The organism is Micromonospora sp. WMMD736, from assembly GCF_049179015.1.
Taxonomy (GTDB): Bacteria; Actinomycetota; Actinomycetes; order Mycobacteriales; family Micromonosporaceae; genus Micromonospora.
In genome coordinates this window covers 2,355,482-2,373,579 of sequence record NZ_JBMHMI010000001.1, presented here as the reverse complement: position 1 = coordinate 2,373,579, position 18,098 = coordinate 2,355,482, and the positions used below count along the sequence as shown (strand labels likewise).

The 18,098-nt window shown below is 71.5% G+C and carries 20 protein-coding genes; 17 read left to right on the top strand and 3 right to left on the bottom strand.

Annotation, left to right across the window (positions count from 1 at the left end; genetic code table 11):
- Positions 1-2 precede the first annotated feature (2 nt).
- Positions 3-962 (bottom strand): COX15/CtaA family protein, encoded by a 960-nt coding sequence (locus tag ACN269_RS09980; RefSeq protein WP_421472183.1) that lies wholly within the window; start codon positions 960-962, stop codon positions 3-5.
- Between the two features lie 191 nt (positions 963-1,153).
- Between ACN269_RS09980 and ACN269_RS09975 the strand changes: the two genes are divergently transcribed.
- The 13 genes from ACN269_RS09975 to ACN269_RS09915 all read left to right on the top strand — a co-directional run bounded on the left by ACN269_RS09975 (position 1,154) and on the right by ACN269_RS09915 (position 11,199).
- Complete coding sequence (locus ACN269_RS09975) at positions 1,154-1,858, top strand: helix-turn-helix transcriptional regulator (protein WP_421476255.1); 705 nt, start codon at positions 1,154-1,156, stop codon at positions 1,856-1,858.
- On the top strand, positions 1,855-3,285 hold the full coding sequence (gene sufB / locus ACN269_RS09970) for a Fe-S cluster assembly protein SufB (RefSeq protein WP_421472182.1): 1,431 nt from the start codon (positions 1,855-1,857) through the stop codon (positions 3,283-3,285). The genes ACN269_RS09975 and sufB overlap by 4 nt, the downstream gene beginning before the upstream one ends.
- A 55-nt stretch (positions 3,286-3,340) precedes the next feature.
- Positions 3,341-4,540 (top strand): Fe-S cluster assembly protein SufD, encoded by a 1,200-nt coding sequence (gene sufD / locus ACN269_RS09965; protein WP_421472181.1) that lies wholly within the window; start codon positions 3,341-3,343, stop codon positions 4,538-4,540.
- Positions 4,540-4,866 carry a non-heme iron oxygenase ferredoxin subunit gene (locus tag ACN269_RS09960; protein ID WP_421472180.1) on the top strand — a complete coding sequence of 109 codons (327 nt, stop codon included), beginning with the start codon at positions 4,540-4,542 and terminating at the stop codon, positions 4,864-4,866. The genes sufD and ACN269_RS09960 overlap by 1 nt, the downstream gene beginning before the upstream one ends.
- Positions 4,866-5,639, top strand: a complete 774-nt coding sequence (gene sufC, locus ACN269_RS09955) for a Fe-S cluster assembly ATPase SufC (RefSeq protein WP_421472179.1) — start codon at positions 4,866-4,868, stop codon at positions 5,637-5,639. Before ACN269_RS09960 ends, sufC begins: the two co-directional genes overlap by 1 nt.
- 20 nt (positions 5,640-5,659) lie before the next feature.
- Complete coding sequence (locus ACN269_RS09950) at positions 5,660-6,964, top strand: cysteine desulfurase (protein WP_421472178.1); 1,305 nt, start codon at positions 5,660-5,662, stop codon at positions 6,962-6,964.
- Positions 6,964-7,440, top strand: a complete 477-nt coding sequence (sufU, locus tag ACN269_RS09945; protein ID WP_421472177.1) for a Fe-S cluster assembly sulfur transfer protein SufU — start codon at positions 6,964-6,966, stop codon at positions 7,438-7,440. Before ACN269_RS09950 ends, sufU begins: the two co-directional genes overlap by 1 nt.
- A gap of 64 nt (positions 7,441-7,504) precedes the next feature.
- Complete coding sequence (locus ACN269_RS09940; RefSeq protein ID WP_421472176.1) at positions 7,505-7,978, top strand: metal-sulfur cluster assembly factor; 474 nt, start codon at positions 7,505-7,507, stop codon at positions 7,976-7,978.
- A gap of 173 nt (positions 7,979-8,151) precedes the next feature.
- On the top strand, positions 8,152-8,760 hold the full coding sequence (locus ACN269_RS09935; RefSeq protein ID WP_421472175.1) for a TIGR03086 family metal-binding protein: 609 nt from the start codon (positions 8,152-8,154) through the stop codon (positions 8,758-8,760).
- Positions 8,761-8,997: 237 nt separating this feature from the next.
- Positions 8,998-9,630, top strand: coding sequence for a LysE family transporter (locus ACN269_RS09930; protein ID WP_421472174.1), 633 nt, complete (start codon positions 8,998-9,000; stop codon positions 9,628-9,630).
- A gap of 70 nt (positions 9,631-9,700) precedes the next feature.
- The gene (locus ACN269_RS09925) at positions 9,701-10,360 is read left to right on the top strand and encodes an acVLRF1 family peptidyl-tRNA hydrolase (RefSeq protein WP_421472173.1); all 660 of its coding nucleotides are present in this window, start codon (positions 9,701-9,703) and stop codon (positions 10,358-10,360) included.
- Positions 10,361-10,531: 171 nt separating this feature from the next.
- A complete protein-coding gene (locus tag ACN269_RS09920; RefSeq protein WP_421472172.1) occupies positions 10,532-10,831 on the top strand; it encodes a muconolactone Delta-isomerase family protein in 300 nt (99 codons plus the stop codon).
- Positions 10,832-10,833: 2 nt separating this feature from the next.
- Entirely contained in the window at positions 10,834-11,199 is a 366-nt protein-coding gene (locus ACN269_RS09915) for a YybH family protein (RefSeq protein WP_421472171.1), read from the top strand.
- A 62-nt stretch (positions 11,200-11,261) separates the two neighbouring features.
- Here ACN269_RS09915 and ACN269_RS09910 read toward each other — a convergent pair whose 3' ends face one another.
- The gene (locus ACN269_RS09910) at positions 11,262-12,185 is read right to left on the bottom strand and encodes a neutral zinc metallopeptidase (RefSeq protein WP_421472170.1); all 924 of its coding nucleotides are present in this window, start codon (positions 12,183-12,185) and stop codon (positions 11,262-11,264) included.
- 262 nt (positions 12,186-12,447) lie between these two features.
- Between ACN269_RS09910 and ACN269_RS09905 the strand changes: the two genes are divergently transcribed.
- A complete protein-coding gene (locus ACN269_RS09905) occupies positions 12,448-14,052 on the top strand; it encodes an ABC-F family ATP-binding cassette domain-containing protein (RefSeq protein ID WP_421472169.1) in 1,605 nt (534 codons plus the stop codon).
- A gap of 30 nt (positions 14,053-14,082) precedes the next feature.
- On the opposite strand, the gene ACN269_RS09900 is transcribed toward ACN269_RS09905, so the two are convergent.
- Positions 14,083-14,682 carry a cadmium resistance transporter gene (locus ACN269_RS09900; protein ID WP_421472168.1) on the bottom strand — a complete coding sequence of 200 codons (600 nt, stop codon included), beginning with the start codon at positions 14,680-14,682 and terminating at the stop codon, positions 14,083-14,085.
- A 210-nt stretch (positions 14,683-14,892) separates the two neighbouring features.
- On the opposite strand from ACN269_RS09900, the gene ACN269_RS09895 reads away from it, so the two are divergent.
- The 3 genes from ACN269_RS09895 (at position 14,893) to ACN269_RS09885 (ending at position 18,024) form a co-directional block, all read left to right on the top strand.
- Positions 14,893-15,120, top strand: coding sequence for a helix-turn-helix domain-containing protein (locus ACN269_RS09895; RefSeq protein ID WP_007462679.1), 228 nt, complete (start codon positions 14,893-14,895; stop codon positions 15,118-15,120).
- 46 nt (positions 15,121-15,166) lie between these two features.
- A complete protein-coding gene (locus ACN269_RS09890; RefSeq protein WP_421472167.1) occupies positions 15,167-15,934 on the top strand; it encodes an enoyl-CoA hydratase/isomerase family protein in 768 nt (255 codons plus the stop codon).
- A 113-nt stretch (positions 15,935-16,047) separates the two neighbouring features.
- Entirely contained in the window at positions 16,048-18,024 is a 1,977-nt protein-coding gene (locus tag ACN269_RS09885) for an ABC transporter ATP-binding protein (RefSeq protein WP_421476253.1), read from the top strand.
- Positions 18,025-18,098: the final 74 nt, after the last annotated feature.

Sequence of the window (18,098 nt, the reverse complement as noted above, 5' to 3'; positions counted from 1 at the left end):
GGTCAGGCGGTGACCGCGAGCGCCGTCTCGGCCGGGGGCGCGACGCGTTCGGGGGTGACCGGGTGGCGTTCGCGGGTGGACCACTGGACCGACAGTGCGGCCAGCAGCACCAGGCACGAGCCGAGCATGTGCGCGCCGACCAGGAGCGCCGGCACGTGGGTGAAGTACTGCACGAAGCCGATCAGCCCCTGACCCAGCTCCACCGCCAGCAGGACGAGGGCGGCCCGGGTGGCTCGTCGCGCGCCCACCGCGCGGAACGCGAAGACGAGCGCCACCGACAGGCCGATCAGCAGGAAGACCCCGTCGGCGTGCACCTGGGAGATGGACTCCGGGTCCAGGCCGTTGCGGGCCGCGCCGTGGTCGCCGGCGTGCGGGCCGCTGCCGGTGACCCAGGTGCCGATCACCAGCACCGCGACGGTGACGCCGGTGGTGATCCGGGCGAGCGTGCGCAGGGGAGTGGGCACCACGGCGACCGTCGGGCCGTCCGGGTCGCCGATCCGCCGCCAGAGGGCGTACGCGGCGGCGATCACCGCCATCGAGGCGAGGAAGTGCAGCCCGACCACCCACGGGTTGAGGTTGGTGAGCACCGTGATGCCGCCGATCACCGCCTGGGCGGGAATGCCCAGGAACACGGCGACGGCCAGCGCCAGGAGCCCGGGTCGGCGGGGCCGGTGGGTCAGCACCGCCAGCACGGTGGCCAGCGCGATGAGGCCGACCGCGAAGGTCAGCATCCGGTTGCTGAACTCGATCACCCCGTACACGCCCATCTCGGGGGTGGTGACGTACGAGTCGTCGGTGCACCGGGGCCAGGTGGGGCAGCCGAGGCCGGACGCGGTCAGCCGGACCGCCCCGCCGGTGACGACGATCGCCACGTTCGCGATGATCGAGGCGAGCGCGAGGCGGCGCAGCAGGACGCCGGATACCGGACGGACGATTCGGTTCACGGCGCAAATCCTACGCACCGTAGTGATCGAGGTTCGTCCGACTCCGTGGGCTCGGTGGTTCGGATCACCGGGGCCCGGGTTTGCGACCCTCCGGGCAATTACGTAACGTTGGCGTTGTGAAAAACGCGGCGGCGCTCTCCGGGCACCAGCCGGCGGCTGTCCCGGCCGTCGGCGCGTCCGCGTCCGCCCTCGTCGGGGCCGCGTCGTCCGTGCTGGGCGGCTCCCCGACGGAGACCTCCACCCGGGACCGCGTCACCCAGTTGCTCCTGGAGCGGGGTGCGACGACCGCCGCGCAGCTCGGTCTCGCGCTCGGCCTCAGCCCGGCGGCGATCCGCCGGCACCTGGACGCGATGCTCGCCGACGGTGACGTCGTCGCCCGCGAGCAGACGGTGCAGGGCAGCCGGGGCCGGGGTCGTCCGGCCAAGGTGTTCGTGCTGACCGAGGCGGCTCGGGTTCGCTGTGGCACGCACCACTACGACAACATGGCCACCGCGGCGCTGCGCTGGATCGCCCGCAACGGTGGCCCGGAGGCGGTCGAGACGTTCGCCGCCGAGCAGGTCTCCGCGCTCGAGTCGCGCTGCCGCGCCGCCATGGAGGACGCCGGCGACGACCCCCTCGCGCGGGCCGAGGCGCTCGCCGGAGCGCTGACCGCCGAGGGCTACGCTGCCAACGCGACCACGATCGCCTCCGGCGGCCAGCTCTGTCAGCACCACTGCCCGGTGGCGCACGTGGCCGCCGAGTTTCCCCAGCTGTGCGAGGCCGAGACCGCGGTTATCTCCCGTCTGGTCGGCACCCACGTGCAGCGCCTGGCCACCATCGCGCACGGCGACGGGGTGTGCACGACGCACATCCCGACCCAGCCGGGCCGTGCTCCATCCGGTAATCCCGTCACCACTGTGAGGACAGATAGATGACCGAGCAGATCGTCCAGCCCCTGACCCAGGAAGAGCAGCTCGCCGCCCTGGGCCGCTACGAGTACGGCTGGTCCGACCCGGACGTCGCCGGGGCGGTTGCCCAGCGCGGCCTCAACGAGGCGGTGGTGCGGGACATCTCGGCCAAGAAGAACGAGCCGGCCTGGATGCTCGACCTGCGCCTGAAGGGTCTGCGGCTGTTCGGCCGCAAGCCGATGCCGGCCTGGGGCGCGGACCTCACCGGCATCGACTTCGACAACATCAAGTACTTCGTGCGGTCCACCGAGAAGCAGGCCACCAGCTGGGAGGACCTGCCCGAGGACATCAAGAACACGTACGACCGGCTGGGCATCCCCGAGGCGGAGAAGCAGCGGCTGGTCGCGGGTGTCGCGGCGCAGTACGAGTCGGAGGTCGTCTACCACAAGATCCGTGAGGACCTTGAGGAGCAGGGCGTCATCTTCCTGGACACCGACACCGCGCTGCGCGAGCACGAGGACATCTTCAAGGAGTACTTCGGCACAGTGATCCCGGTCGGCGACAACAAGTTCGCCGCGCTGAACACCTCCGTGTGGTCCGGTGGCTCGTTCATCTACGTGCCGAAGGGTGTGCACGTGGAGATCCCGCTGCAGGCCTACTTCCGGATCAACACGGAGAACATGGGCCAGTTCGAGCGGACGCTGATCATCGTCGACGAGGGCGCGTACGTGCACTACGTCGAGGGCTGCACCGCGCCGCTCTACTCCTCCGACTCGCTGCACAGCGCGGTCGTGGAGATCATCGTCAAGAAGAACGCGCGCTGCCGTTACACGACCATCCAGAACTGGTCGAACAACGTCTACAACCTGGTCACCAAGCGCGCCGTTTGCCACGAGGGCGCGACCATGGAGTGGGTCGACGGCAACATCGGCTCCAAGGTGACCATGAAGTACCCGGCGGTCTACATGACCGGCGAGCACGCCAAGGGCGAGGTGCTCTCGGTGGCGATGGCCGGCGAGGGTCAGCACCAGGACGCCGGCGCCAAGATGGTGCACGCGGCACCGCACACGAGCAGCACCATCGTGTCGAAGTCGATCGCCCGTGGCGGCGGCCGGACCTCGTACCGGGGTCTGGTGCAGGTGCTGGAGGGATCGCACCACAGCCGCAGCACGGTCAAGTGTGACGCGCTGCTGGTCGACACCATCTCCCGCTCGGACACGTACCCGTACGTGGACATCCGCGAGGACGACGTGTCGATGGGGCACGAGGCGACCGTTTCCAAGATCAGCGACGACCAGCTCTTCTACCTGATGAGCCGGGGCCTGAGCGAGGACGAGGCGATGGCCATGATCGTCCGTGGCTTCATCGAGCCGATCGCCAAGGAGCTCCCGATGGAGTACGCGCTGGAGCTGAACCGGCTCATCGAGCTCCAGATGGAGGGCGCGGTCGGCTGACGCCGCCCGTACCACCAGACACCGTCGTCGCAGCAGAGAACAGACCAAGGAAGAGATGACTACCCAGGCTTCCGCGCCGCCGCCCAGCACCAAGTCGCAGGCGCTGCGCTCGTACGACGTCGCCGACTTCCCGGCCCTCACCGGCCTGGAGGAGGACTGGCGTTTCACCCCGCTCAAGCGCCTCCGCGGTCTGACCGGCGACGTGCCGGCCGCCGCCGGCACGGTCCGGCACGAGTACGGCGACCTGCCCGAGGGCGTGTCGATCACCTGGATCGGCCGCGACGACGAGCGGATCGGCAGCGTGCTCACCCCGGTGGACCGGGTCAGCGCGCTGGCGTACGGCGCTGCCGGCGATGCCCTGTTGGTCCGGGTCGCCCCGGACGTGGTGCTCGGCCAGTCGGTGGGCCTGCGGGTGGTCGGCACGGACGCCGGGCAGCCGGCGTTCGGGCACACGTTCGTCGAGATCGGCCGCTTCGCCGAGGCGACCCTGGTGCTGGAGCACGTCGGCTCGGCCACCCTGGCCGACAACGTCGAGGTGGCCGTGGCCGACGGCGCGAAGCTGACGCTGGTCACGGTCGCCGACTGGGCCGACGACGCGGTCCAGGCCCAGCACCTGAAGGTCAAGCTGGGCCGTGACGCCAAGGTCGTCCACATCCAGGTGTCCCTGGGCGGCGACCTGGTCCGGCAGTTCACCAGCGTGAAGTACACCGGCCGGGGCGGCGAGGCCGAGCTGTACGGCGTCTACTTCGCCGACGGCGGCCAGCACCTGGAGCACCGGCAGCTCGTCGACCACAACGTGCCGGACTGCCGTAGCTACGTCGGCTACCGCGGCGCGTTGCAGGGCGCGGACGCGCACACCGTCTGGGTCGGCGACGTGCTGATCCAGGCCGAGGCGACCGGCACCGACACGTACGAGATCAACCGGAACCTGCTGCTCACCGACGGCGCGCGGGCGGACTCCGTACCCAATCTGGAGATCGAGACCGGCGAGATCGCCGGCGCTGGCCATGCCAGCGCGACCGGCCGCTTCGACGACGAGCAGTTGTTCTACCTGATGGCCCGGGGTATCCCGGAGGGTGAGGCCCGCCGCCTGGTGGTCCGCGGCTTCTTCGCCGAGGTGATCAACAAGATTCCGGTCGAGGAGTTGCGCGAGCGCCTGGGCGACGCGATCGAGGCCCGGCTGGCGAGCGGGAGGAGTGAGCTTGCGAGCCCCGCACTCGCGAGCGAGGACTTCACCGCGAAGGCCGGCGCCTGATGATCCGGATCTGCTCCACCGAGGACGTGCCGAAGGGCACCGCCATCCGCGCGGAGGTCGACGGCACGCCGATCGCGCTGGTGCACGCCGAGGACGGCCAGTTCTACGCCGCCTACGACGAGTGCTCGCACGCTGCGGTCGCCCTCTCCGAGGGTGAGGTCGACGGCTGCACGCTGGAGTGCTGGTTGCACGGCTCGCGCTTCGACCTGCGCACCGGCGCGCCCAGCGGCCTGCCCGCCACTGAACCCGTACCCGTCTACCCCGTCGAAGTCCGCGACGGCGACATCTACCTGAGCCTGACGCCGAGTAATGGAGTGACCCGATAATGAGCACCCTGGAGATCCGCGACCTGAAGGTGTCGGTCAAGCTGCCCGAGGGTGAGCTCAAGCCGATCCTGGCCGGCGTCGACCTGACCGTGAAGTCCGGTGAGACCCACGCCATCATGGGCCCCAACGGCTCCGGCAAGTCCACCCTGGCGTACTCGATCGCCGGTCACCCCAAGTACGAGATCACCGGCGGCTCGGTGACCCTGGACGGCGAGGACGTCCTCGCCATGACGGTCGACGAGCGGGCCCGCGCCGGCCTCTTCCTGGCCATGCAGTACCCGGTCGAGGTGCCCGGCGTCTCGGTGGCGAACTTCCTGCGGACCGCCAAGACCGCCGTCGACGGCGAGGCGCCGAAGCTGCGTACCTGGGGCGGCGAGCTGCGCGGCGCGATGGAGCGCCTCCAGATGGACCCGGCGTTCGCCCAGCGCAACGTCAACGAGGGCTTCTCCGGCGGTGAGAAGAAGCGGCACGAGATCGTCCAGCTGGAGCTGCTCAAGCCGAAGATCGCCATCCTCGACGAGACCGACTCGGGCCTCGACGTGGACGCGCTGCGCGTGGTCAGCGAGGGCGTGAACCGGGTCCGCGACACCGGCGACACCGGCGTGCTGCTGATCACCCACTACACGCGGATCCTGCGCTACATCAAGCCGGACCACGTGCACGTCTTCGTCGCCGGTCGGATCGTCGAGCAGGGCGGCCCGGAGCTGGCCGACAAGCTCGAGGCCGAGGGTTACGAGCGGTACGCCGCCGGGGCCGGTTCGGCCAAGGCCTGAGTGGGAGAGGCGCTGTCGAGATGACCAGCATCGCGATCCCCGAGGGGATGCCGCAGTACGACGACGTGCCACGTTTCGACGTGGCCCGGGTGCGCGCCGACTTCCCGATCCTCGATCGGGAGATCAACGGGCATCCGCTGGTCTACCTCGACAGCGCCAACACCTCGCACAAGCCCCGGCAGGTGCTCGACGTGCTCGACGAGCACTACGCGCGGCACAACGCCAACGTCTCGCGCTCGGTGCACACGCTGGGTACCGAGGCCACCGAGGCGTACGAGGGGGCGCGGGCCAAGCTCGCCGCGTTCATCAACGCGCCGAGCGTCGACGAGGTGGTGTTCACCAAGAACTCCACCGAGGCGATCAACATCGTGGCGTACGCCTTCTCGAACGCCTCGCTGCGTCCGGACGGTGACCCCCGGTTCCGGCTCGGCCCCGGCGACGAGGTGGTGATCTCCGAGATGGAGCACCACTCGAACATCGTCCCGTGGCAGCTGCTCTGCGAGCGCACCGGCGCGACCCTGCGCTGGTTCCCGGTCACCGACCAGGGCCGGCTCGACGAGTCGGGCCTGGAAGACCTGGTCACCGAACGGACGAAGATCGTCTCGCTGGTGCACATGTCGAACATCCTCGGCACCGTCAACGCCACCTCCCGGATCACCGCGCGGGTGCGCGAGGTGGGCGCGCTGCTGCTGCTGGACTGCTCCCAGTCCGTGCCGCACCTGCCCATCGACGTGCTCGACCTGGACGCCGACTACATCGTGTTCACCGGGCACAAGATGCTCGGCCCGACCGGCATCGGCGTGCTCTGGGGGCGCGGTGAGCTGCTGGCGGCAATGCCGCCCGTGCTGGGTGGCGGCTCGATGATCGAGACGGTGACCATGGCCGGTTCGACGTTCGCCGCGCCGCCGGCCCGCTTCGAGGCGGGCACCCCGCCGATCGCCGAGGCGGTCGCGCTGGGCGCGGCGGTCGACTACCTCACCGGCATCGGGATGCCGGCGATCCAGTGGCACGAGAAGGAGCTGACGGCGTACGCGCTGGACGCCCTCGGCTCGGTGCCCGACCTGCGGATCTTCGGTCCGACCGTACCGATCGGCCGGGGCGGCACCATCTCGTTCGCCCTGGGCGACGTGCACCCGCACGACGTGGGCCAGGTGCTCGACTCGCTGGGCGTGCAGGTGCGGGTGGGTCACCACTGCGCCAAGCCGGTGTGCAGCCGGTTCGGCGTCCCGGCGATGACCCGGGCGTCGTTCTACCTCTACACCACCACGGGGGAGATCGACGCCCTGGTGGGTGGTCTGGAGCAGGTACGGAAGGTGTTCGACTGATGGTCCAGCTCGACCAGCTCTACCAGGAGATCATCCTGGATCACTACAAGCATCCGCACGGGCGGGGCCTGCGTGACGCCGACGACCCGGGCGACCAGGTCGCCGAGGCGCACCACGTCAACCCGACCTGCGGCGACGAGGTCACCGTCCGGGTGGCCACCGACGGCACCGTGCTGCACGACATATCGTACGACGGGATGGGCTGCTCGATCAGCCAGGCCTCGGCGAGCGTCCTGCACGAGTTGCTGCGGGGGCGGGGCGCCGGGGAAGCATTCGAGGTGCACGCGGCGTTCGTCGAGTTGATGTCCGGACGTGGCCAGGTCACGCCGGACGAGGACGTACTCGGTGACGGGGTCGCCTTCGCGGGCGTGGCCCGCTATCCCGCCCGGGTCAAGTGCGCGCTGCTGCCGTGGATGGCGTTCAAGGACGCGGCGGCACGCGCCGGTGTGAGCGTGAGCCCGGAGGTGAAGGCGTGAGCGAGCGTCAGCGGTTCGGCGCGGCGGCGCCTCATGGCGTCACGGAGCGAAGCGGAGAGATGGCATGAGCAGCGAGAACACGGCTACTGCGGCGACGCCGGAGGCCGACGAGACCGTCACGGCGCAGACCGGCGCGGTGAGTGGCGACGCCGCTCTTCCGACGGGCGATGCTCCAGCGGCGGGCGATGCCGCCGCCCCGGAGGGTGGCGTCAGCAAGGCCATGATCGCCGACATCGAGGAGGCGATGAAGGACGTCGTCGACCCGGAGTTGGGTATCAACGTGGTCGACCTGGGCCTGGTGTACGGGGTGCACGTCGACGACGAGAACGTCGCGACCCTGGACATGACGCTCACCTCGGCGGCGTGCCCGCTGACCGACGTGATCGAGGACCAGGCCCGGCAGGCGCTGACCACCGGCCCCGGCGGCGGCCTGGTCAACGACATCCGGATCAACTGGGTGTGGCTCCCGCCGTGGGGTCCGGACAAGATCACCGACGAGGGTCGGGACCAGCTCCGTTCCCTCGGCTTCAACGTCTGACCTCGTTCACCGCTCGTCGAGCGCGGCACCCGTCCGGGTGCCGCGCTCGATCGCGTTGAAGGCGAAATCAATAGTGGAACGGATCGTTCCGGTCTGATACGCTGAGCTTAGAACGGAGCGGAACGTTCCGTTTCGCGAGGTTACTCGACGGGTCAGCGGAGAGGGTCGGGACAATGAACGAGACGGCAGCGGGGCAGTGGCGGATCGTGCTCGACGAGGCGCACCGGGCGCTGCGGGTGACCGCCGAGGGGATTCCGGCCGATGCCTGGGACCTCTCCACCCCCTGCGAGCGGTGGACGGTCACCCAGGTGCTCCAGCACGCGACCGGCGACCAGCTCGCGTACGTCGCGGCGATCACCGGCGGGTCGGGGCCGGCGGAGGACCCGTTCGCGCCCTCCGGGCGGATCGAGGGGAACAAGCTGGCCGACGTGTACGCGGCCCTCGACGCGTCCGCCCGCGCCTGGGCGGGAGTCGCCGACGACGAGCCGCAGGTGCCGACGCCCCTGCCGCACGGTGCGCTGCCGGTCCACCCGGCTGCCGTCGCCGCCGCCCTCGACGCGGCGGTGCACGCCTGGGACATCGCGGTCGCCACCGGTCAGCCGTCCCCGTTGACCGACGACCTGGCCCGCCCCCTGCTCGAGGTCGCCCGGCAGATCGTCGAGCCGCTGCGGACCTACGGCGCGTACGCGGCGGCGCTCGACCCGGGGGCGGAGGCCGACGACGTGAGCGTGCTGCTCTCCTACCTCGGCCGCGACCCCCGCTGGACCGGGTCACGGCACTGATCACCCTGATTCGCGATCTTCGGCCGACGCCCGGTCGGGCTCGCCGCGCGGCGCGGCGCGGCGCGCGGGAGGCGGTGGTGGTGGCGCCGCGGGAAACTCGTTGCGGGGGGCGACTGTCGGCGCGCAGGATGCCGATGTGATTGAGGCGTACGCGATGCGGGTTCTGGTCCCTGCGACGACTGCCGGTCGTCGACAGCGGCCGGTGCCGGGGCGGGCCTCGATCCGACGCCGACGGCCGTGAGCGGGGCGTTCCTCGCCGGCCTGGTGGCCGGCTACGGCGTCGCCATCCCGGTCGGCGCGATCGCGATCCTGATCCTGGGGCTCAGCGCCCGTACCTCGTTCGGGGTCGGCGCGGCGGCGGCGCTCGCGGTGGCGACGGCCGACGGGCTCTACGCGGCGGTGGCCGCGTTGGGCGGTGCCAGCCTGGCGGGGGTCGTCGCGCCGGTCGCCGGTCCGCTGCGGGTGCTCGCCGCCGTGGTCCTGTTGGCGCTCGCGGCGCACGGCTTCTGGCGGACCTGGGCCGCCCACCGGGCGCGGGAGACACCGACGGCGCGGGGCGGGCGGGGCATGGGCACTCCGGGTCGGGCCTACGCGGCGCTGCTCGGGTTGACCCTGCTGAACCCGACGACGGTGCTCTACTTCGTCGCGCTGGTGCTCGGCCGTCCGGACACGGCCGACGCGGGACCGCTGCCGGCGGCCTCCTTCGTGGCCGGTGTGTTCCTGGCGTCGGCGAGCTGGCAGCTGCTCATCGCCGGGGGCGGCACGGTGGTCGGCCGGGCGCTGACCGGTCCGCGGGGACGGCTGATCACGGGTGTGCTGTCCAGCGTTCTCATCGCCGCGCTGGCGGTGGCCGCGCTGCTGCCCGGCTGACGACCTGCCCGCTGCGTGCGGGCGAGGCCGGGTTGTTCGTCGACCCGAGCTGGGCGTGTACGGTCGGGCGGTGACCAGTCGACCCGCCGCCGGGGGAGGCCGGTGGGTCGAGGTGGACCCGGCCCGCGTCGGCCGCTGGGTCGAGGGCTTCGCCGACCGGCACGGCCCGCCCACCACCACCATGCAGGAGTACGGGCTGCTGCTCACCGCCCTCGACGGAGCCACCGCCGAACTGCACAGCCCACCCGGGTCGCCCGCCAGCGCCGACGTGGCCGCCTTCGTGGCCGCCGCTGGCACGCCGTACCGGATCGGTCTGCTGTTGGCCCGCAAGGGTGCGGTGGCGATCGGCGTGGCGCAGGGCACCGAGCTGGTGGTCTCCAAGGTGGACACCCGGTACGTGCAGGGGCGCACCGCAGCCGGTGGCTGGTCGCAGCACCGGTTCGCCCGGCGGCGCGACAACCAGGCGAAGGCGGCGCTGGGTGACGCGGCGGACCTGGCCGTACGGCTGCTGCTGCCCGAGGCGACGAAGCTCGCGGCCCTCGTCTGCGGCGGTGACCGGCGGGCCGTGGACACCGTGCTCGCCGACCGGCGGCTGGCCCCGCTCGTGCCGCTGCGGGCCGAGCGGCTGCTCGACGTGCCGGAACCTCGGCACGCGGTGCTGGTGGCGGCGGTGGGCGCGGCCCGGGCGGTACGGATCCGGCTGCGCGACCCGCTCCCGGCCCCGGACTGACCGCGACGGCCGCCGCCCGGCCCTCGCCCACGCCCCGCCGGACCGCTGCCCAGCCGCTGCCCGCCCGGCCGTCGGTCGGCTGGCCACCCGTCCGAGCCCGGAGCGGAGACGGCCGCCACCCGAACGGGGGTTCCCGGCGTGGCGTGGCGCGGGTGGTCGGAGGATGGGCGGGTGGAGTTCCTGGTGGACATGGTGACGACGGTGCCCGACGGCACGTCGGAGGACGGGGTCGCCGAGATGCGTGCGCGGGAGGCGGCGCGCTCGGCCGAGTTGACGGCGCAGGGCAGTCTGCTGCGGCTGTGGCGGCCGCCGCTCGCGCCGGGAGAGTGGCGTACCTGGGGGCTCTTCGAGGCCGCCGACGCGGACGAGTTGGAGGCGGTCCTCGCGTCGATGCCGCTGCGCGCCTGGCGGCGGGAGACCGTCACGCCGTTGACGCCGCACCCGAACGATCCGGGTTGGCCGGGGAGGTGACCGTGGCCAGCAGCGAGGAGGAGATCCTGCGGACCGTCCTGGAGCGGTGGCGGTCGGCGGTCGACGCCCACGAGCCGGACCGCGTCGCGTCGGTCTTCACCGAGGACGCGATCTTTCAGGGCCTGCACCCGTACGCGGTCGGCCGGCAGGGAATCGCCGCGTACTACGCCGGGCAGCCGCTCGGCCTGACGGCCGCGTACGAGATCCGCCAGACCCGGCGGCTCGCCGCCGACGTGGTCCTCGGCTACCTCGAGGTCGAGTTCGACTTCGTCGACCGACCGGCGTTGGCCGTGCACCTCGGCGTGGTCGTCCGCCGGGTGGGGGACACCTGGTTGATCGGGCACTACCAGGTGTCGAAGCTCGACTGAGCGCCGAAACGACGATCGTGGCAGGCCGCCGAGCGGGCCTGCCACGATCGAGGTGCACGGTGTCAGAGCTGGTCGGTGCCGAACGTGTCGCAGGACTTCGGGTCACCCCGGTCGTAGCCCTGGCTGAACCAGCGCTTGCGCTGCTCGGACGTGCCGTGGGTGAACTGGTCCGGGTTGACCCGTCCGCCCGAGCGCTCCTGGATGCTGTCGTCACCGATCGCCTCGGCGGTGTCGACGGCCTGGCTGATGTCGGTCTCGGTGATCGACTTGAACAGCGGCTCCTTGCCGCTCTTGTCCTTGCTCTCGGTGGCGTGCCTGGCCCAGGCGCCGGCGTAGCAGTCGGCCTGCAACTCCAGCCGCACCGAGGCGGACTTGGGGCCGCTCTGGTCGCCCTGGCCGGCCTTCGCGTTGGTGCCGAGCAGGTCCTGGACGTGGTGGCCGTACTCGTGGGCGAGCACGTACGGCTGGGCGAACTCGCCCTTGGCGCCGAACCGGGTGGCCAGCTCGTCGTAGAAGCTCAGGTCGATGTAGACCTTCTGGTCGGCGGGGCAGTAGAACGGGCCGACGCCCGAGTCGGCCTGCCCACAGCCGGTGTTCACGGCCTGCTGGAAGAAGTTCGTGGTGGTGGGCTCGTAGTTGCCGTTGCCCAGCTCGGGGTACGCCTTCTTCCAGTAGTCCTGGATGCTGTTGACGAAGAGCAGGTTGCGGCAGCGCGCGTCGTCGAGACGGTCGGGGTTGGCGGTGGAGCACACCTGGTCGATGTCCTCACCCCCGGCCTGGCCGCCCTCGTCGCCGTTGGTCATCGCGTTGAGGCCGAAGCCGCCGCCGAGCAGGGCGACGATGACGGCGACCACGATGCCGATGATGCCGCCCCGGCCGCCGCCTCCCGGGATGGGGATGCCCATGCCGCCACCCCCGCCGCCGCTGCCGCGGCCCAGGTCGTTGGCCTGGGAGGTGTCGAGCTCGGCCCGCTCGTTGAGTTCCATGCTGACCCCGATCGCCTAATGCCGGTGAATGTCGTATGTGTGTCGGTTAGTCGCCTGAGTGCCGGACGGGGTCCGGACAGGCGTTCCGGTACCCGATGATCTTGATTGGTAATCCGGGCGGGCCGTACGTGAGCGCCCGGTACACTTGTCGCCGTGCCGCGCTGCGAAGGCTGAACCGCCCCGCGCCGACGGGCCCACCGCCCGCCGGCGCTTTCGCGTGCCCTGAGTCAGCCTTCCAGACCCCGAGAGCGAGTCCCACGACATGATCACTGCCACCGGCCTGGAACTGCGTGCCGGCTCCCGGATCCTGCTGTCCGACACCACCCTGCGCGTGCAGCCCGGTGACCGGATCGGCCTGGTCGGCCGCAACGGCGCCGGCAAGACCACCACGCTGAAGGTGCTCGCCGGTGAGGGGCAGCCATACGGCGGCCAGATCGACCAGCGCAGCGCCATCGGCTACCTCCCGCAGGACCCCCGCACCGGCGACCTCGAGGTCACCGGCCGCGACCGGGTGCTCTCCGCCCGGGGCCTGGACGTGCTGATGTCCCAGATGAAGGAGATCGAGGCCCAGCTCGCCGAGGACGCGAACGACAAGCTGGTCCGCCGCTACGGCGCGCTGGAGGACCAGTTCGCCGCGCTCGGTGGGTACGCCGCCGAGGCCGAGGCCGCCCGGATCTGCGCCAACCTCGGGCTGCCGGACCGCGCGCTCGCCCAGACCATCGGCACCCTCTCCGGCGGTCAGCGTCGGCGCATCGAGCTGGCCCGGATCCTGTTCCGCGACGCCGGCGAGAACGGCGGCGGCATCCTGCTGCTCGACGAGCCGACCAACCACCTGGACGCCGACTCGATCACCTGGCTGCGCGGCTTCCTCGCCAACCACAAGGGCGGGCTCATCGTGATCTCCCACGACGGCGCGCTGCTGGAGTCGGTGGTCAACAAGGTCTGGTTCCTCGACGCCACCCGCTCGGTCATCGACGTCTACAACCTGGGCTGGAAGGCGTACCTGGAGGCCCGCGAGACCGACGAGCGCCGTCGCCGCCGTGAGCGGGCCAACGCCGAGAAGAAGGCCGGCGCGCTGATGGCGCAGGCCGACAAGATGCGGGCCAAGGCCACCAAGACGGTCGCCGCGCAGAACATGGCCCGCCGCGCCGAGAAGCTGATCTCGGGCCTGGAGGAGGTACGGGTCGCCGACCGGGTGGCGAAGGTCCGCTTCCCCAGCCCAGCCCCGTGTGGCAAGACGCCGCTGACCGCGACCGGGCTGTCCAAGTCGTACGGCTCGTTGGAGATCTTCACCGACGTGAACGTGGCGGTGGACCGGGGTTCCCGGGTGGCCATCCTCGGACTCAACGGCGCGGGGAAGACGACGCTGCTGCGGATGCTCGGCGGGCTGCTCAGCCCCGACACCGGCGAGGTGCACGCGGGGCACGGCCTGCGGTTGGGCTACTACGCGCAGGAGCACGAGACGCTGGACGTGGAGCGGACGGTGCTGGAGAACATGCGCGCCGCCGCGATCGAGCAGTCCGACACCGACCTCCGCAAGATCCTCGGTGCGTTCCTGTTCTCCGGCGACGACGTGAACAAGCCGGCCGGGGTGCTCTCCGGCGGCGAGAAGACCCGGCTGGCCCTCTCCACCCTGGTCTGCTCGGGCGCCAACGTGCTGCTGCTCGACGAGCCGACCAACAACCTGGACCCGGTCAGCCGCGAGCAGGTGCTCGACGCGATCGCCAACTACCCGGGCGCGATCGTGCTGGTCACGCACGACCCGGGCGCGGTGCTCGCGCTCAAGCCGGACCGCGCGATCCTGCTGCCCGACGGCGACGAGGACGCCTGGAGCGACGACCTGCTCGAACTGGTCGAGCTGGCCTGACCATCGGGCCGCCAAGGCGGCCGCCGGGCCTCAGCCCAGCAGGTCGACCAGCCGGCCCAGCACGCCGGAGCTGACCAGGATCACCACGCCGATGCCGACGAAGATCGCCGGTACCAGCCAGTGCCCGGCCCGCTCCACCAGGGCGACCACCCGCCGGTGGCCGCCCAGCCAGGCCGCGGCGGCGCACCACAGGCCGATCAACACCACGAAGACCAGCAGGAACACCGCGCTGTCGCCGGGGCCGAGGGCCCGGAACACGGGTACGTAGACGGCCACGTTGTCCGCCCCGTTGGCGATCGTCACCCCGGCCACGCCGAGGGCGCCGGTGACCACGGTGGCCGGCTCGTCGTCGTCCCGGTGCCACAGCGCGCGGACGCCCAGCGCGATCGGCAGCAGGCCGAGCAGCCCGGTCCACGGGTCCGGCACGACCAGCAGCCCGGCGGCGACCACCGCGCTGGCCAGCGCGAGCGCGCCGATGCCGAGGTACTGGCCGGCGACGATCTGCGCGGTGCGCGGGCGGCCGGTGGTCCGGGCCGCGACGAAGAACAGCGTGAGGACGACGATGTCGTCGATGTCGGTGGCGGCGAAGACGACGGCCGCGCCGGCCGCCGTCCCGAACAGGTCGATCACCCCGGGAGCGTACGGGTGGAGGCGTCATCGCGCCTGCGTGGCCCGTCCGGCGGCACGGCGGGACCTTTCGGGAGGATCACTCTATCGGGAAACTGACATTGCATAGCGTGTCGGTTGGCGAAGAGTTGATATCTGGCGCATGATCGTTCGAGGCGGTCTAATAGGTGGGACCGTATCCGAACCGCACAGTCTGGGACGTGAGGACACAGCATGGCAGCCACTGGCACAGCCACCAGCACTGAGAAGGGTCGCCGGATCGTCGGAGCCGAGCGTCAGACGCTCGCCAAGGACCTGGTAAAGCGGTACACCTCGGGGGAGAGCATCCGCGCGCTGGCGGCCTCGACCGGCCGTTCCTACGGGTTCATCCACCGAGTGCTCACCGAGTCCGGGGTTCAGCTGCGTCAGCGCGGCGGTGCCCGGCGCCGCAAGAAGGCGTGACCCGCCCCTTCGCGTCGTTGACCAGCGCCGCTCCCCGGGTGGTCCGGTGACCGCCGAGGCGACCGGGGTTCGGCTGACCTGCGACGGGCCGGTTGCCACGGTGACGTTGTGCCGGCCCGACGTGCTCAATGCCCAGACGCCCGCGATGTGGCGCGCGATGAGCGAATTCTCGCGCGACCTGCCCGGTGACGTACGGGTGGTGGTGGTACGGGGTGAGGGGCGTGCGTTCTCCGCCGGCCTCGACCTCGCGGTGGCCGGCGCGTCCGGCCCGGGGTCGTTCGCCGAGTTGGCCACGCTGCCCGAGGACGAGTGCGCCGACCGGATCGCCGAGTTCCAGGGCGGTTTCACCTGGCTGCACCGGCCGGACGTCATCTCGGTGGCGGCGGTGCAGGGGCACGCGATCGGTGCCGGCTTCCAGCTCGCCCTCGCCTGCGACCTGCGCGTCCTCGCCACCGACGCGAAGTTCTCGATGGCCGAGGTGACGCTCGGGCTGGTGCCCGACCTGGCCGGCACGAAGCGCCTCGTGGAGCTCGTCGGCTACTCCCGGGCGCTGGAGATCTGCGCCACGGGCCGCCGACTGGACGCCGCCGAGGCGGACCGGATCGGGCTGGCCACTCTCGTCGTACCCCCGGCGGAGTTGGACGACGCGGTCCGTGACCTCACGGCGGGCCTGCTGTCCGGCGCGCGCGAGGCGGTGGTGGAGATCAAGGCGCTGCTCGCGGGCGCGGCGGCGCGGTCGCACGCCGACCAGCAGCGGGCCGAGCGGGAGGCGCAGACCCGCCGCCTCCGCGATCTCGCCGGCCGGGGCGAATAGTAAGGACCGCGCGGGAAGATCCGGGTTACGACCGAGGTTGTCACACCTGTCGGGAGAATTGACCCGACAGCGCGGTCCGCCCGACGACCCGGAGGTGAGTGGTGTCCAGCCCGATGTCCGGCGGTGGCATGGCCGGGTGGAGCATGCTCCGGTCAATGCGCAACCGCGACGAGGTCTCCACCCACCGGCTCAAGCGCGGGGTGGCCCGCCGCATCGTCGCCTTCGCCCAGCCCTACCGGCGCGACATCGTCGTCTTCCTGGCCACCGTCGTGCTCGCCGCGATGATCGGCGTCGCCACGCCGGTGCTCGCCGGTGACGTGATCAACGCGATCAACCGGGGCGGCACCGAGGCCGGCCAGCTCGTCGTCCGGCTGGCCCTGTTCATCGCCGGGCTGGCGGTCGCGGACGCGCTGCTCTCCCTGGCCCAGCGGTGGTATTCCGCCCGCATCGGCGAGGGCATCATCCTCGACCTGCGCACCCGCGTCTACGACCACGTGCAGCGGATGCCGTTGCAGTTCTTCACCCGCACCCAGACCGGTGCCCTGGTCAGCCGGCTCAACAACGACGTTCTCGGCGCCCAGCGGGCGTTCACCTCCACCCTGTCCGGCGTGGTCAGCAACGTCATCCAACTGGTGCTCACCGCCGCGGTGATGTTCACCCTCTCCTGGCAGATCACCGCGCTCTCGCTGGTGCTGCTGCCGATCTTCATCATTCCGGCGCGTCGGGTGGGCCGGCGGCTGGCCGACATCACCCGCGAGGCGTACAACCTGGACGCCAAGATGAACGCGACGATGACCGAGCGGTTCGGGGTGGCCGGCGCGCTGCTGGTGAAGCTCTTCGGTCAGCCCGACATCGAGGCCCGCCGGTTCGCCGGTCGCGCCGAGCGGGTCCGCGACATCGGCATCCAGTCCGCCATGTACTCGCGGACGTTCTTCGTGGCGATGCTGCTGGTCGCCTCGCTGGCGCAGGCGCTGACCTACGGGCTCGGCGGTTGGCTCGCCGTCACCGGCGGCGTCAGCGCGGGCACCGTCGTGACCCTCGCACTGCTGCTCACCCGCCTCTACGGGCCGCTCACCGCGCTTTCCAACGTCCGCGTGGACGTGATGAGCGCGCTGGTCTCCTTCGACCGGGTCTTCGAGGTGCTCGACCTGCGGCCCGGCATCGTGGAGAAGCCCGACGCGGTGCCGGTGCCCCGGGGCGCCGGCCGGATCGACTTCCGCGACGTGCGCTTCCGCTACCCGAGCGCCGCCGAGATCTCCCTCGCCTCGCTGGAGGAGGTGGCCACCCTCGACCGGACGGTCAACGAGCCGGTGCTCAAGGGCGTCTCGTTCAGCGTCGAGCCGGGGCAGATGGTCGCCCTGGTCGGGCCGTCGGGCGCGGGCAAGTCGACGCTGTCCATGCTCGTCTCCCGGATCTACGACGTCACCGACGGCCAGGTCCTGGTCGGTGGGGTGGACGTGCGCGACGCGACGCTCGCCTCGCTGCGCGACGAGATCGGCGTGGTCACCCAGGATTCGCACCTGTTCCACGAGACGATCGCCGAGAACCTGCGCTACGCCAAGCCCGACGCCACCGACGACGAGATCTGGGCCGCGCTCGCCGGTGCCCAGGTCGCCGACCTGGTCCGGTCGTTGCCCGACGGGCTGGACACGACGGTGGGGGAGCGCGGCTACCGCTTCTCCGGCGGCGAGAAGCAGCGCATCGCCATCGCCCGACTGCTGCTCAAGGCCCCGTCGATCGTCATCCTCGACGAGGCGACCGCCCACCTCGACTCGGAGAGCGAGGCCGCGGTGCAGCGCGCGCTGTCGGTGGCGCTCGCCGGACGTACCGCCCTGGTGATCGCGCACCGGCTCTCCACCGTCCGGGACGCCGACCAGATCCTGGTGCTCGACGGCGGTCGGATCGTCGAGCGGGGCCGGCACGACGAGCTGGTCGCCGTCGGCGGGCTCTACGCCGAGCTGTACCGCACCCAGTTCGCGGTCGCCGACTCGCCCCGCCCCTTCGTGGACGCGACCGGCCCCGAGCCGGTGGTCATGCCCCTGGGCACGTACGTCGCCGACGAGGCGATGCCGCCCGCCGCCGCCAACTGACAGGCGCCGCATTGATCGGCTCGGGTTGCTGAGGGTCGCGGTATTCCGGCCGTTTCGAAGGCCCGACTTCCATG

Excerpts from the sequence above, each read along its gene's own strand:
- sufC (WP_421472179.1), top strand. The coding sequence starts at position 4,866 with ATGAGCACCCTGGAGATCCGCGACCTGAAGGTGTCGGTCAAGCTGCCC.
- sufB (WP_421472182.1), top strand. The coding sequence starts at position 1,855 with ATGACCGAGCAGATCGTCCAGCCCCTGACCCAGGAAGAGCAGCTCGCC.
- ACN269_RS09950 (WP_421472178.1), top strand. The coding sequence starts at position 5,660 with ATGACCAGCATCGCGATCCCCGAGGGGATGCCGCAGTACGACGACGTG.
- ACN269_RS09940 (WP_421472176.1), top strand. The coding sequence starts at position 7,505 with ATGAGCAGCGAGAACACGGCTACTGCGGCGACGCCGGAGGCCGACGAG.
- ACN269_RS09960 (WP_421472180.1), top strand. The coding sequence starts at position 4,540 with ATGATCCGGATCTGCTCCACCGAGGACGTGCCGAAGGGCACCGCCATC.
- ACN269_RS09905 (WP_421472169.1), top strand. The coding sequence starts at position 12,448 with ATGATCACTGCCACCGGCCTGGAACTGCGTGCCGGCTCCCGGATCCTG.
- sufD (WP_421472181.1), top strand. The coding sequence starts at position 3,341 with ATGACTACCCAGGCTTCCGCGCCGCCGCCCAGCACCAAGTCGCAGGCG.
- ACN269_RS09885 (WP_421476253.1), top strand. The coding sequence starts at position 16,048 with ATGTCCGGCGGTGGCATGGCCGGGTGGAGCATGCTCCGGTCAATGCGC.
- ACN269_RS09910 (WP_421472170.1), bottom strand. The coding sequence starts at position 12,185 with ATGGAACTCAACGAGCGGGCCGAGCTCGACACCTCCCAGGCCAACGAC.
- ACN269_RS09895 (WP_007462679.1), top strand. The coding sequence starts at position 14,893 with ATGGCAGCCACTGGCACAGCCACCAGCACTGAGAAGGGTCGCCGGATC.
- sufU (WP_421472177.1), top strand. The coding sequence starts at position 6,964 with ATGGTCCAGCTCGACCAGCTCTACCAGGAGATCATCCTGGATCACTAC.
- ACN269_RS09935 (WP_421472175.1), top strand. The coding sequence starts at position 8,152 with ATGAACGAGACGGCAGCGGGGCAGTGGCGGATCGTGCTCGACGAGGCG.